The 16,312-nt window shown below is 35.6% G+C and carries 1 pseudogene (only partly in view); it reads right to left on the bottom strand.

The window, feature by feature from the left end:
* Nucleotides 1–16,312, bottom strand: a pseudogene (gene ebh, locus ML436_06935) (hyperosmolarity resistance protein Ebh) (it continues 14,849 nt past the right edge of the window).

The following is a 16,312-nucleotide window of genomic DNA, read 5'->3' on the forward strand; positions in this document are numbered from 1 at the left end:
TTATTTTTTATTTTTCTTAGATTTCTTTTTCTTCTTTTTAGCTGCTACCTTTTTAGAAGTATTTTTTGATGCTGACTTTTTGCCTTTGGATTGGTTATCTTTTTGATTTTTCTTTTTAGCCAATAATAAAGGTACGTCCTCATCTTTAGATTCAATACTAGTTGTTGTTTCTAGATCTTCCTCTTTATCTTTGCGTCGTTTTGCGATTAAGAGTGGTGAATGTTCGTTATCTTGCAACACTTTTTCTTCTGTGTTTTCATTTGTAACTTCCACATCTTCTTCATCTTCTTTTCTGCGACGTTTTGCAAATAAAAGTGGTAAGTGTTTAGTACCTTCTATCGAACCTTTCTTCTTGTCTTTGCTATTGTCTCTAATTTCTAGTTCTTCGTCTTCATCTTCTTTACGGCGACGTTTAGCGATGAAGAACCAGAAGCTAGCTAATAAACCAGAAATACCTACGACACCTATTGCGTTTTTGATAACATTTCTAAATTTGTCTCCGAAATGACGCATGTGTAGTGGATCAATTTCGTCATCGTCTTCATGTTTCTTTTTATGTCCAGTAGATGAATTGTTGAATGGATGATTCACTGCTTCATAACCAATTCGTAAATTGCCATTAATATGACCATCAGAGTCTGTTGACTGCTTATTATGCTCAGTTGGTATTATTTGAACTGCTAAAATACGAGCAATACCTCTATTCAACGCATCTTCAATTTGTTGAGTTGAACGTGCATTATTAATATTTCTAATTGTATCAAGTACAATTTCGTTAATGCGATTTATTGCATTTTGTTTTTCATCAGCTGTGCCAATTGCACTATTTCTAATACTATCAATTTTATCTGTAGATATATCTCTTACTCTTGAAATAGCTTGTTGTTTACGTTTAGCTAATTCAACTGCAGTTGGATTTACTGCACTAATTTGAGCTTTAAAATGATTTAATTGTTGTGTAATATCCTCAATGTTTCGTGCACGTTGAATAGCTTGAATTGCTTGTTCTTTTAGTTGATTTAATTTAGCAATAGCTTCTTGCTTTTCTTTATTCGTTAAATCTGTACGTGCATTAATTTCATCAATTTTACGTTGAATATCATCTTCGATTGCTTTGATAGCATTTGCCTTAGCTTGATCAATTGTATACTGTTCTGGATTAAATTGTTCAATTTGGGCTTGGTCATGTTGCTGAATTTCTTCAACTGAGTGAACATCAGTTGCATTGTTAATACGATCAATAGCTTGTTGTTTTAGCTTATTAACTTCTGCAATCGCTGCTTCTTTTTGTTCTGGTGTTAATGTTGCACTATTATTGATTTTATTAATCTTTTGTTGTGCTACATTTTCAATGGATTCAATTGCCTGATTTTTGACTACTGTCAATTCTTTTTCTATTACTTTTACAGGAACATCAACAATCACTTTTGATCCATCAAGTAATATTACTTCGACTTTTGCCGTTAAACTATCAGAAATTGTTGCAGTTGATGGTGTATCAATAACTTCTGCTTTAAGCTGATCAATTAAGTTTATGTGCGCTAAAATATCTTGTTCAGTAATGATGTCATCACGGTGTACGATTAGTTCACCATTAACAAGTATTTGTTCAGGCGTCGCTTCAGAAATATCATTTACAGCAGGTTGTTCATCAACTTCCCATACATGCGTATTTCTAATGTCTTCTAAGCCTAAATTTAATCCTTGATTTAATTGACCTTTAGATTGTGCATTTTCAACATTTTGTAATGCTCGTTTTTCAGCTTCGTCAATTTCTTTAAGTGCTTTTGCTTTTTGTTCAGGTGTTAAATCAGGATTTGAATTGATTTGATCACGCTTAGCATTTGCTAATGCTTTAATTGCATTTTTCGCATCTTCTTTAGCTTTCACTAAATCTCTAATATCTTGTAATGCTTGTGCAAGACGTTCTTTTGCTTGTTCAATTTCTTCTTTAGTCATCGCATTGTTAATGTCGTTATGACCTTGTTGCAGTATTTGATTAATTCGATCTTTAAGCGCTTGTTTTTCCTTATCTGTTAGATTTGGATTTCGATCAATTTCATCAATTAATGCTTGAACTCGGTTATCAACATCTTGTTTCGCATCTTCTTTAGCTTTCACTAAATCTTTAATGTCTTGTAATGCTTGTGCAAGGCGTTCTTTTGCTTGTTCAATTTCTTCTTTAGTCATCGCATTATTAATGTCGTTATGACCTTGTTGCAGTATTTGATTGATTCGATCTTTAAGTGCTTGTTTTTCCTTGTCTGTTAGATTTGGATTTCGATCAATTTCATCAATTAATGCTTGAACTCGGTTATCAACATCTTTGTTTGCATCAATTTTAGCTTTCGGTATTTCATTTGCGTGAACTTGTTCAATCGCTTGATTGCCAGAAGTTTGAACTTCCGTTACAGCTTGATTACTTGTTGCTTTATTAATGTTGTTAATGATGCTGTTTGCCAGTTCTTCTGCTTTATTTTTCGCAATAAGTTTGTCTTGATCCGTCGCATTTGATGCTTCGATTTCTTTCAATTTATCTGCTAATGCTTGATTAATCGATTGAATTGCTTCGTCTTTAGCTTCCTGCAAACGTTGCTCGCCGTTAAGATTTTGGATTGCATCGTTTACTGCTTGGATTGCACCATTAATGTCATTCACATTTGTGCTATCACTATTAAGCAATGTATTTGCTAAACGTTTTGCATCATCAAAGTTTGATTTAGCATTGTCGTCAGCGTTTTGGTAATTTACAGATTGTTCTGCAGTTGGAATTTCATTTTCAACTAACTGTTTCAATGTTTCCATTGCATCATTTAAGTCAATTTGATCATTAACAATATCTGTTATACCTACTACAGTATCAGCATTGTTAATTGCTTGATGTGCAAGATCTTGTTGTTGTTGATTTAAGCCATTTAATGTATCAACAAATGCATTTGCTTTTTCTTTAGCATTTGAAAGATTTTGATCTCCATTTAATGCATTTTGAGCATCGATAATATTTTGTTTCAATTGAGCTGCTTCAGCTTTTGCAATTGCACTACCTTGTACTTTATCTAACTCATTTGCTGCATTCGCAATTGCATTATCATAATTTGCTTTCAAATTATCATCTGCATTGATGTAATTTGTGCTACCGATAATATCTACATGATGTTCATCAATATATTGTTGAACTGCGCCCATTGCACTATCTAATTGAACAGCTCTATTAATTGCTCGAGACGCTTTATTTAGCGTTTCAGCATTATTAATTTGTTGCGTCGCTAATTGTCTTTGCGCATTGTTTAGGTGTGTTAATTCACCTAGTTTTTGTAATGCTTCTGACTTACGGTTATTTAGTCTTTCTTCACCATTTAATGCTTCCTTAGCTGCAGTTACTGCATCATTTAATTTAATAACTTGTTCTGCAGTTAAGTTTTGACCTGTCGTTTTATCAAGTGCTTGTTTCGCATTTTCAACCGCTTCATCATATTCTCTTTTAACTTGTGTATCAGCATTGACATAGTTCGTACTACCTTTAGTACGTCCTTCATTGCCAGTAATTTCTTGAGACAATTGATTCATTGCATGATTTAGAGCCTTAGCTTCATCTACAATTTGTTGGATTTGATTTAAGTCGTTTGATTGATCAATACGACCTTTAAATCCATCTTGTTGTGCATTGTTTAATGCATTTAATTGATCTATATCATGTTTACCATTTGATTTAGCAAGTTCAACACGTTCATCACCATTTAATGCTTGTTTTGCATTTAAGATGTTTTGAAGCGCTTGATCTACTTGTTGCTTATTCGCATTTTGTTTTAATACATTTTCAGCATCAGCAATCGCTTGTTTATAAGCCTTTTGCTTATCTAATTCTGCTTGCGTGTAATCAACTGTTTGTTCAACATTTGTATGATCATTAACAGCTTGTTGTAATTGATCCATAGATTGGTTCAATTGCGTTGCTTGATCTACTAATTCAGCGATTGGTTGAAGTTGCGTCGCTTGATCAATGTTTTGTTTAGCAGTTGCGATTTGATCAGCATTTAAATGTGTTAATTGGTCAATATTTTGTTTCGCTTGTGTTTTAGCTTCAGCGACTCTCTCATTACCATTTAACTCATTTTCTTTTTCTTGAAGCTTAGTTAACGCCTGTTCTACAGCATCTTTATTTGCATTTGAACCATTAGTAGGGTCTGTAATGCTTTGTGCAGCTTGTAACGCTTGATCCACTGCTTCTTTTTTATCCGTTGATGCTTCAGTGTAATTTGGTTGAGCCTTATCTGTGTTAACTTGATCAACTTTATTCTTTAATGCTTCCATCGCATGGTCAAGTTCAGTAGCCGTTTGAACATGTTGTGCAACCTCTGTTCTTGTAGGCGCTGCATTAATTGCATCAGTTAATGCTTGTTGTTGTGCATGATTTAAGTTTGGTAATGCATTAACAGTCGTTACTGCTTGTTGTTGATCACGAGCAAGTTTTTGATCACCATGTAGATTATCTTTTGCAGTTGTTACTGCTTGTGTTAATTGTTCTACTTGTGATTTGTCGAGTGTTGGATTACCTGTTTGGTTAATTAAATCTTTTGCATTTTGAACTGCTGCTTGGTAAGCATCTTTTTGTGGTTTATCTTCATTGATAAACTTGCTACCTGATTCAGTTTGTTGTTGATCTTGAATACTATTACGTAATGCTTGCATTGCTTGATCAAGTGCTTGTGCTTCAGTTAATTTTTGTGCTACTTCGCCACGAGTTGCTGCATTGTTGATTTGATTTTCTAATGCTTGACGTTGTGGTGTATTCAAGTTAGATAAGTTATTTAACGTTTCTGTTGCACGTTGCTTATCTTGAGCTAGTTTTTGATCACCATGTAAATTGTTTTTAGCATCATTCACTGCCTGTGTCGCTTGATCAATGATTGATTTAACTAATGTAGGATCAGTTGTTTTGTTAATCAAATCTTTCGCGTGTTGTACCGCTTGTGTATAAGCATCTTTTTGCGCTTGATCTTCATTAATAAATTTACTACTTGCTTATGTTTGTGGTTGATCTTTAATACTTTCTTTTAATGCTTTCATTGCTTCGTTTAATGCTTGCGCTTGTGCAATAATTTCAGCCACTTTATCACGAGTTGTTGCATTATTAATTTGATTTTCTAGCGCTTGTTGTTGTGCTGGTGTTAATTGATCTAAATGATTTAATGAATTTCCAGCTGTTTGCTTATCTTGGGCTAATCGTTCAACACCGTCTAATGCATTTTTAGATGATGTTACTGCTTGAGTCGCACTTGATACATTACCTTTATTGATAGTTGGATTATTTAATCCTGCAATGATAGATTCAGCATTTTGAACTGCTTCATCATACGCTTGTTTTTTATTCGGTTCTGCATTGACATAGGCACTGCTCGCATGTGTTGCATCTTTGTCTACAATGCTTTGTTGTAATGCGTCCATAAGTTGATCCAATGCTTGTGCTTCAGTCAAATCATGGTTAACGGCTGTTCTAGTTGTTTCACTATCAATTAACGTATCTTCCATATGTTTTTGAGCATTGTTTAGATGCGTTAATTGACTAACCGTTTGCTTAGCATGATCTTTATCGTTTTGTAATTTCACATCACCATGTAATGCTGCTTTCGTCGTATTCACAGTTGTAGCTGCTTGATTAATCGCATTATTATCTAATGTTGCAGTTTGTTCATTGATAATATTATTTGCGGCTTGAACAGCTTGATCATAGTTTTGTTGCTCTGGTTGATCTTCATTGATATAAATGCTATTTGCTTTAGTTGCTGCGTTATCTTGAATACTTTCTCTTAAGCCATGCATTGCTTGGTTAAGCGTATTCGCATTTTGTTCAATTTGATGAACTGCAGTCACTAATGTTGCAGCTGTCACTTGGTCTTTTAATGCTGTTTTTTGAGGATCATTTAAGCTTGTTAGAGCATCAATTGCTTGCGTCGCATTTGTTTTAGCCACTTGTAAATTATGATCTCCATTTAACGCTTGAAGTGTTGTTTGAACTTTATTAATAGCTTGTTCCACTTCTGTTTGGTTAGCATTTTGACCAGTTTGTTTATTAATCATTGCTTCTGCTTCATTTACCGCAGTATTATAAGCAGTTTGTTTATCAGTATCTGCATTGACATAGTTACCACGTTGTTCTACTGCTTGATGATCTGCAATCGCATTGATTAAGTTACCCATTGCTGTATTTAAAGATTCTGCTGTTTGCTTATGACCATTAACTGCAGCAATATCAGATGATTGCGTAATTTGTGATTGTAACTGTTGCTTTTGCGCATTATTCAAATGATCTAATTGGTCAAGTCTATTGTTCGCTTGTTGCTTAGCTGCTACAAGGTTTTCATCACCATCTAATGCAACTTTTGCATTATTCACTTGATTTGTTGCGTTATTAACATCATCTGGATTCATCGTAGGTGATGTTGTTTGGTTAATGATATTATTAGCAGCTGTTACAGCTTGGCTATAATCATTTTGTCTTTGCGCAGTTGCATCATGATAATCTTCAGACGCTAATGTCGCTTGATTATCCGCAATACTATTTCTTAATAATTCCATTGCATGATCTAACGCTTGCGCTTTTTGATTAATTGTAGTGACATCTGTAACAAGTGGCGCTTGAGTAATTTGACTTTCAAATGATTGTTTTTGTGCATCATTTAAGTGTGTTAAATTCGCCAATTGTTGTTTTGCTTGTTGTTTTGCATTTGCCAAATTGTCATTACCATTTAATGCTTGTTTCGCTGCGTTCACTTCATTAGTGATGCTTTCAACTTGTGCTTGTACTTCATTAGTACCGCTTTGTTTATTAAGTAATGCTTCAGCTTTTGCTACTGCCTGTTTATAAGCATTTTGTTTGTCAGGATCTGCATTTAAGTAATTACCATCCGCTAATGTTTGAGTCTTATCATTAATAGCTTGTAATAATTGATCCATTGCTTGATCTAGGCTCGTTGCTGTTTGTTTAACTTGAGTTACTGTCGCAATTTCAGGTGATTGATCGATTTGACCGTTCAATGCTTGTTTTTGTGCATCGTTTAAATGCGTCATTGCATTAACAGCATCTTTAGCATTTTGCTTTTCAGTTGCTAATTTAGCATCACCGTTTAAACCATTTTTAGCATCAGTCACTTGAGTTAATGCACGTGTTATATCATCTGGGTTAAGCGTTGGATTTGTCGTTTGATTGATAATACCTTCCGCTTGAGACACTGCATTTGTATATGCCGTTTGTTTATCGGCATCAGCATCGTGGTAGTTCTCACTTGCTTTGACAGTATCTTTGTTTGCAATACCTTGTTTCAAGTTACCCATTGCTGTATTCACATTTTGTGCATTTTGTTTTGTTTGTTCAACTGTAGATAACGCTTGTGCTTGGTTGATTTGGTTGCTTAATGCATCACGTTGTGGTTGATTTAAGTCACGTAACGTATCAAGATTTGCTAAAGCTTCTTGTTTCGCTTGTGCTAATTTTTCATCACCGTTTAATGCATCTTTCGCTTGATTCATAGTTGTAACTGCTTGTGTTACTGTATCAGGCGTCAATACAGGTGTTGGAGTGCCGTTTGCGATTTGTTGAGCTTGGTTAGCTGCATTGTTATATTCTTGTTGTTTGTCTTGATCCGCTTGTGTAAAGTCAACTGATTGTGGTACTTGACTGTTCGCTTGAATTTGTTGTTTCAACGTACCCATTGCATTATTTAATGCATCTGCATTTTGCTTAATAGCATTAACACCTGTAACAAGTTCTGCATGTGTCACTTGATCTTTTAATGCTGCTTTTTGTGGTTGATTTAAGTTTGGCAAGTTATCAATTGCTGTATTCGTATTGTCTTTAGCAACTTGTAAGTTGTGGTTACCGTTTAAATCACCCTTAGCTTGAGTCACTTGTTGTAACGCTTGAGCCACTTGTTGTGGATCCACGTTTGCATTTGGTGTACCGCTAATGATTTGTTCAGCATGTGCTACCGCATTGTTATATGCATTTTGCTTATCAGGGTCTGCATTGACAAAGTTACCATTTGCTTTTGTTTGGTCTTTATCTGCAATGCCTTGTTTCAATTGCGTCATTGTTTGATTTAAATCTTGTGCTGTTTGCTTAATCGTGTTTACATTTGCAACAGTTTGTGCAGCATCGACTTGTTGTTTTAATGCATCTTTTTGTGCTTGATTTAAATCATTTGCATTTGTAATCACTTGTTTCGCTGCATCTTTTGCACGTTGTACATTGTCATTACCATCCAATGCTTGTTTCGCTTCGTTGACACTTTGCATTGCTTGTTCAACTTCAGTTTGACTTGCATTGCTGCCATTTGCTTTAGATAAAATACCTTCTGCATGTGCAACCGCATTTGTATAAGCATCTTTCTTACCTTGATCTGCGTCAGTATAATTAATGCTATTTAATGTCTCAGTTTTATCTTGTAATGCATTACTTAAGTTAGTCATTGCATTATTCAGATTTTGAGCATTTTGCTTAACATTATTAACTGTTGCAATATCAGGTGCTTGTTCAACTTGAGTTGTTAACGCTTGTTTTTGAGCATCATTTAAATGATCTAGTGTACCAAGCGTTGTCTTAGCATCTTGTTTGGCATCAGCTAATTTTTGATTACCGTTAAGTGCTTGATTTGTATCATTCACTTTAGTTAATGCTTGTTGAATTTCATTTGGATCCATTGTTGGATTTGTTGTTTGTTTCAACAATTCTTCTGCTTTAGTTACTGCATTGTCATATGCTGTTTGCTTGTCAGTATCAGCATCATGATAGTTTTCGCTACCTTTAATTTGTGCTTTATCCGCAATACCTTGTTTCAATTGTGTCATCGCATCATTAAGCGTTGTCGCCGCTTGTTGAATAGCATTGACGTTTGGTACAAGTGTTGCTTGCGTGATTTGTTTTCTGTATTCATCACGTTGCGCTTGGTTTAAGTTTGGCAATTGATCAATAGCATGTTGAACATTTTGTTTCGCCGTTGCTAAGTTCGTATTACCATTTAAATCATTTTTAGCTTGCGTAACTTTATTTAACGCTGCAGTAATTTCACTAGGTGTAACGACAGCATCAGGTGTGCCACTAATTAATGCTTCAGCTTTCGTTACTGCTTGTTTATATGCATTTTGCTTGTCAGGATCTGCATTGACAAAGTTACCATCAGCTTTCGTTTGTTCTTTATCTGCAATGCCTTGTTTTAATTGTGTCATCGCATTGTTTAACTCTTGAGCTGTTTGTTTAACATTGTTTACACCAGCAACAGTTGTTGCATTTTGTACTTGTTGTTTTAATGCATCTTTCTGTGCTTGATTAAGGTCATTTGAGTTATTAATTAATGCTGTTGCTTCGTCCTTCGCATGTTGGACGTTGGTATTACCATTTAATGCTTGTTTTGCAGCATTAACTTGTTGGATTGCTTGTTCAACTTCAGCTTGTGTTGCATTGCCACCATTAGCTTTTGAAATGATATTTTCAGCATTTGTAACAGCAGTGTTATATGCTTGTTGTTTTGCTTGATCTGCATCAGTGAAGTTAACTGTTGCTTTCGTAGCATCTTTGTCAGCTATCGCTTGTTTCAAGTTACCCATCGCTGTATTTAAGTTTTGCGCATTTTGCTTAATTTGATTTGCTTCATCAACAGTATGAGCACCATTAATTTGATTAGTAACAGCTTGTTTCTGCGCATTATTTAAGTTATCTAATGAACCTAAAGATTGCGTTGCTTGTTGCTTCGCTGCCTCTAAGTTTTCATTACCATTTAAAGCATTTTTAGACGTGCTTACTTGTCCAGCAGCTTGATTGATAACAGTCGGATCTAATGAAGGATTTGTAGTTTGATCAATAATACCTTGTGCAGTTGTGACAGCATTATTGTACGCATCCTTTTTATTCTGACTTGCATCAGTATAATTTTGATTTTGTTTTGTTGTCGCGTTATCTGCAATGCTTTGACGTAAGTTATTCATTGCTGCATCAACATTGTTTGCTTTTTGTTCATTACCTTGTGCTTCTGCAACATTAGTTGATTGTTGTACCAATTGTTTTAATGCATCTTTTTGTGCATTTGTTAAATGGCTTAGACCGTCAATTGCTGTATTCGCATGTTGCTTAGCTTTTTCAAGGTTTTGAGAACCATTAAGCGCTGCTTTCGTCGTATTCACTTGATTCATTGCTGCTTCAACTTGATCTTTAGGCACGTTTGTACCTGTAGATTTATTTAAAATATTTTCAGCATTTCGAACCGCTTCATTGTATGCATTTTTCTTCTCTGGATCTGCATCAGTGAAGTTTTGACTGCTAAGTGTAGCGTCTTTATCATTCAAGCTATTTTTCAAGTTGCCCATCGCTGTATTCAGTTCCTGAGCTGTTTGAATGGCTTGTGTTACTTCAGCTACAGTATGCGCTTGATTAATGTTTCCAGTAACAGCACCTTTTTGTGCATTGTTTAAATTATCTAACGTAGATAATGTTTGGTTTGCATTGTTTTTAGCATCTGTTACTTTTCTATCACCATTCAACGCTTGTTTAGTAGTTGTTAGAGTTGAAAGTGCTGCTTCAACTTGTGATTGATTCGCATTTGTACCATTTGCTTGATTAATTATATTTTCAGCTGCAGTTACCGCATTGTTGTATGCTGTTTGTTTTTCTGGATCTGCATCAGTAAAGTTAACACTTTGTTTCACTTGATCTTTGTCTTGGATTCCGTTGATTAAACGTTCCATTGCTTGATCTAATTGTTCAGCTTTACTCTTCACTTGATTTACTGTGCTAATATTTGGTGCATTTGTCACTTGCGTATTTAAATCTTGCTTTTGAGCATTGTTTAAATGACTTAATCGGTTGATGTTAGCAGTTGTTTCTTGCTTTTTATTTGCTAAGTTTTGTGCACCATTAAGCGCCGTTTTGTTAGTGTTCACTTGATTTGCTGCTTGTGTTACTGCAGATGGATCAAGTGTCGGCTGACTAGTTGCATTAATGATATTTTCAGCACTTGTAACTGCTGTATTGTATGCATTTTGTTTATCTGTATCTGCATCAACATATGGTTGACTCGCTTTTACTTCATCTTTATTCGCAATACTATTTCGAAGTTGATTCATTGCATTGTCAAGATTTGTTGCATTGTCTTTCACACTTTTAACACCAGTTACTTGTGTCGCGCTATCAATTTGACCAGTAATACTTTGTTTTTGCGCATCAGATAAATGTGTCATTTGACGTAATGCATCTTTAGCTTGTTGCTTCGCAGTTGCTAAGTTTGTATCACCGTTTAAACCTGTTTCAGCATTATTGACACGATGTGTTGCCGCTGTAACATCTGCTGCATTAGTAATCGCATTTGGTGAACCATTTACGATATTCTTCGCAGCATTATATGCATCAGTGTAAGCACCTTGCTTATCAGGACTTGCGTTAGTGTAATTACCACCAGCAACAATTGTGTCATGATCAGCAATTGCTTGTTTTAATTGATCCATCGCATTATTAAGTGATGTAGCACTATTTTTCAGATCAGTTACACCTGATACACGTTGCGCAGCATTCACTTGTTGTTTTAATGCTGTTTTTTGTGGTGTATTCAAATGTGTCAAGTTATCGATAGCTTGTGTAGCATCAGATTTAGCACGTTGTAAATTTGCATCACCGTTTAAAGCATTTTCAGTAGTTGTTACACTTTGAATTGCTTGTTCCACAGCTTGCTTATCTTTATTCGCACCATGATCTTTATTTAAGTATGATTCTGCTTGTGTAATGGCATTATCAAATGCTGTTTTCTTAGTTGGATCTGCGTCGATGTAGTTTTCTCTCGCTTTAGTTTGATCTTTATTTGCGATTGCCGACTCTAATCGTTGCATTGCGTTATCTAAGTCTTGTGCTTTCGTTTTAACACCATTTACACCGTTGACTGATGTTGCGCCTTCGATTTGAGATGTTAAATCTTGTTTTTGTGCATTATTTAAATGTGTTAATGTACCTAAGTTTGCTTTCGCATCTGATTTCGCTTGTCTTACATTTGCGTCACCGTTTAAAGCATTCTTTGCAGTCGTTACTTGGTTTAATGCCGCTTCAACTTGTGCTTTTGTCATATTTTGACCGTGTGCTTTATCTAAAATACCTTGCGCATTTGTAACAGCATTTGTGTAAGCTTCTTTCTTACCTTGGTCAGCATCTGTAAAGTTCACTTGTTGTTTTACAGTGTTTTGGTCATTTATACCATTTTGAAGTTGACCCATTGCTGTATTTAATTCATTTGCAGTATTTTGTGCAGCAGTTACACCTGCTACTGTCGTTGCATTGTCAATTTGACTAGTTGCTGCAGTTGATTGTGCATTATTCAAGTTACTATATGAAGCTAATGTACGTTTCGCTGCTTCTTTAGCTTGAGCAACTTTGTTGTTACCATTCAAATCGTTTTTAGCTTGATTCAATTGGTTAAGCGTTGCTTGAACTTGTGTTTCATTCGCGTTGCTGCCATTAGCATTAGCAATTCTTTCTGCTTGTGTAACCGCAGTATCATACGCTTGTTGTTTTGGTTGATCCGCATCTGTGTAATTGACACTACGTTTCGTATTATCCTTTTCAGCAAGTGCATGTTTCAAATTACCCATCGCTGTGTTTAACGATGTTGCTTTATTTTTAGCCGCTGTGACAGCTGCAAGATTTGGTGCTTGATCCACTTCAACATTTGCCGCAGTTCGTTGTGCATTGTTCAAGTCTGTCAAACGACCGATATCTGATTTCGCAGTTTGTTTTGCTGCCGCTAATTTTTCATCACCGTTCAATGCAGACTTCGCACTGTTTACTTGGCTCGCTTTTTGGTTAATTGTATCAGGATTCATTTCAGGATTATTCGTTGCACTAATAATATCCTCAGCATCAGATACTGCGCGGTTGTATGCATTTTGTAAATCTGCATTCGCGTCTTGATAATCTTCGCTTGATTTAGTCGCATCTTTAGAAGCAATACTTTGTCTTAATTGATTCATTGCTTGATCTAAAGTACCAGCATTAGCTTGAATACCTTGAACACCTGCAACAGTCGTACCGCGTTCAATTTGTTCTGTTAAGTTTGCTTTTTGAGCATTAGTTAAATGTGACATTGTCGCTAATTGTTGTTTAGCTGTGTTCTTAGCTTCATTTAATCGCGCGTCACCATTTAATGCTGACTTAGCAGTATTCACACGTTGTAATGCTTGTTCAAAGGCTGCTTTATTGTCATTCGAACCAGCTGTTTTATCTAATAAAGTTTTAGCTGCTGTTACAGCATCATTGTATGCTGTTTGTTTATCTCTATCTGCATCAGTATATTTCTGAGCTGCTTTTGTAGCTGCTTCATCATTAATACCACTTTGTAAGTTGCTCATTGCAGTATTTAATTCAGATGCCGTTGTAGACACTTGGTTTACACCTGCAACTGTTGTCGCACCTTCAATTTGTGATTTCAACACTTCTTTTTGTGCATTATTAATTGATGTTAGGTTATTCAAGTTGTTTTTCGCAGTTGTCTTAGCATTCGCAACATTTTGATTACCGTTCAATTCGTTTTTAGCACGTTGTACATTTTGTAACGCAGATTCAACATTGTCTTTTGCAGTATTTGGACCTTGTGCTTTATTTAAAATTTGTTCAGCTTGCGTCACTGCATTTGTATATGCATTACGTTTAGCTTCATCTGCATCAGTGAAGTTAACACCTTGCTTAATCGTATTTTGATCTTGAATACCATTTTTCAAGTTCGTCATAGCTGTATTTAATGCATCCGCATTATTTTGTGCTTGTGTTACGTCATTAACATGCGTTGCACCCTCGATTTGACGTTTCGCTGCATCTTTTTGAGCATCAGTTAAGTCACTTAAGCCATTCAAATGTTGTTTCGCATTTGTTTGTGCAGTTCTTAAGTTTTCTTGACCATTTAAGGCTTGTTGTTTAGCTGTCACTTGGTCTTTCGCTTGATTGATTTCTTGAGCATTCATTGTTGGACTTGATGTTTGACCAATGATTGCTTTTGCTGCAGAAACTGCATTGTTGTAGTCAGTTTGTTTGTTTTGACTTGCATCCGTGTAGTTTTGACCTGCTTTAATCGTTGCTTCATTCGCAATGCTATCTCGTAGACCTTTCATTGCAGTGTTTAATGTTTGTGCATTATCACGAACAGTTTGAACATTTGGCAACGTCGTCGCTTGACCCACTTGTTCTTTAAGTTTTGCTTTTTGCGGACCATTTAAAGAAGTTAAACCATCAATTGCTGTGTTAGCATTTTGTTTCGCTACGTCTAAATTATGATTACCGTTTAACTGCGTCTTCGCATTCGTTACTTGTGTTGCTGCATTTGTAACATCTGATGGTGTTAATGTTGGCGTTGGTGTACCACTAACGATGTTTTCTGCAGTCGTCACTTTTTCATCATATGCTTGACGTTTATTCGCATCAGCATTGACATAGTTACCACTAGCTTTTGTCTCAGCTTTATCAGCAATGGCACGTTTTAAAGCTGCCATCGCATTATTTAATTCAGTCGCAGTATGTTCAATACCATTTGCTACAGATACGCGTCCTGCGCTCATCACTTGTGCTTTTAATGCTTCTTTTTGTTTCGTATTTAAATCCGAAGCATTTGTAATAGCTGTGTTAGCAGCCTGTTTCGCACGTTCTAAGTTTTGAATACCGTTTAATGCAGTATTTGCTTGTGTAACAGCTTGCATTGCTCTTTCAACATCTGCTTTAGGTGTATTACCACCAGATGTTTTATTTAAAATGGTTGCTGCTGCATTTACTGCTTGCGTGTATGCTGTGCGTTTAGCATCATCAGCATCTTGATAATTTTGACTTTGTAACGTCGTGTCTTTATCACGAATTGATGTTTCTAATTGACCCATTGCACTATCTAATTGTTGCGCTTTGTCTTTAACTGTATTAACACCTTCAACATTTGTTGCTTGTGTAATTTCATTATCTAACGCAGTACGTTGTGCATTATTAATGTGCGTTAATGTACCTAACGTTTGTTTCGCAGCGACTTTAGCTTCATTTAATTTAGCATCACCGTTCAACGCCGTCTTAGTACTATTCACATTTTGTAATGCTTGTTCAACTGCTGCTTTGTCTACATTTTGACCACTAGCTTTTGTTAAAATTGCTTTCGCAGCATTTACAGCTTGATCATAAGCTGATTTTTTACTTGGCTCTGCATCTAGGTATTTCTGAGTTTGTTTTGTTTGTGTTTCATCATTGATACCGTTTTGTAAACTACGCATTGCGTTATTTAATTCTGTTGCTTTTGCAGTTTCTTGATTTACACCAGCTACTGTTGTTGCACCATCAATGCTATGTGTTAACGCATCTTTTTGTGCATTGTTAATTGATCTTAAGTTATTCAAGTTGTTTTTCGCTGTTGTCTTAGCTTGAGCTAAGTTTTGCGCACCATTTAATGCCTGTTCTTTAGTTGTCACTTGTGATGTTGCTTGCGTAATAGTGTTTGGTTCCATCGTTGGATTCGATGTTTGATTAATGATTGCTTTTGCTGCAGTAACTGCGCTGTCGTACTCGTTACGATTATTTGGACTTGCGTCAGTGTAGTTTTGACCTGCTTTAATTGTTGCTTCATTCGCAATACTATCTCTTAAGCCTTTCATCGCTGTATTCAACGTTTGAGAACTATTTTTAACAGTTTGAACGCCATCTAAAGTAGTTGCACTTTGAACTTGTTCTTTTAATTTTGCTTTTTGTGCATTATTCAATTGTGCTAAGCCATCAATTGTATTGTTGGCATGCTCTTTTGCAACACGTAAGTTGTTATCACCATTTAATGCTGTTTTAGCCGCATTGACTTGTGATGCCGCATTATTTATGTCATTGGCTGTTAATGTTGCATTCGGTGTACCACTAATAATATTTTCAGCGTTCGTCACTTTTGAATCATACGATTGACGTTTTTCTTGATCAGCATTGACATAATTACCGCTTGCTTTTGTTCTTTCTTTATCAGCAATAGCTGCTTTAAGTGCTGTCATCGCGCTGTTCAATTCAGTTGCTGTATGTTGAACGTTATTTGCATCAGATACACGTTGTGCATTGTTAACTTGTGCTTTTAATGCATCTTTTTGTTTTTGGTTTAAGTCATGTGCGTTGTTAATTGTGTTCGTCGCATTTGTTTTAGCTTGAGCTAAGTTTTGTGCACCATTTAACGCTGCTTTTGTTGTATTGACTTGATTTGCCATGCCATTAATCGCATTGGCATCCATATTTGGATTGTTCGTTGCATTAATAACACCATTTGCATTATTTACAGCAGTATTGTAA

The sequence above is a fragment of the Staphylococcus roterodami genome (assembly GCA_022493055.1).
In the GTDB taxonomy this organism is placed as follows: domain Bacteria; phylum Bacillota; class Bacilli; order Staphylococcales; family Staphylococcaceae; genus Staphylococcus; species Staphylococcus singaporensis.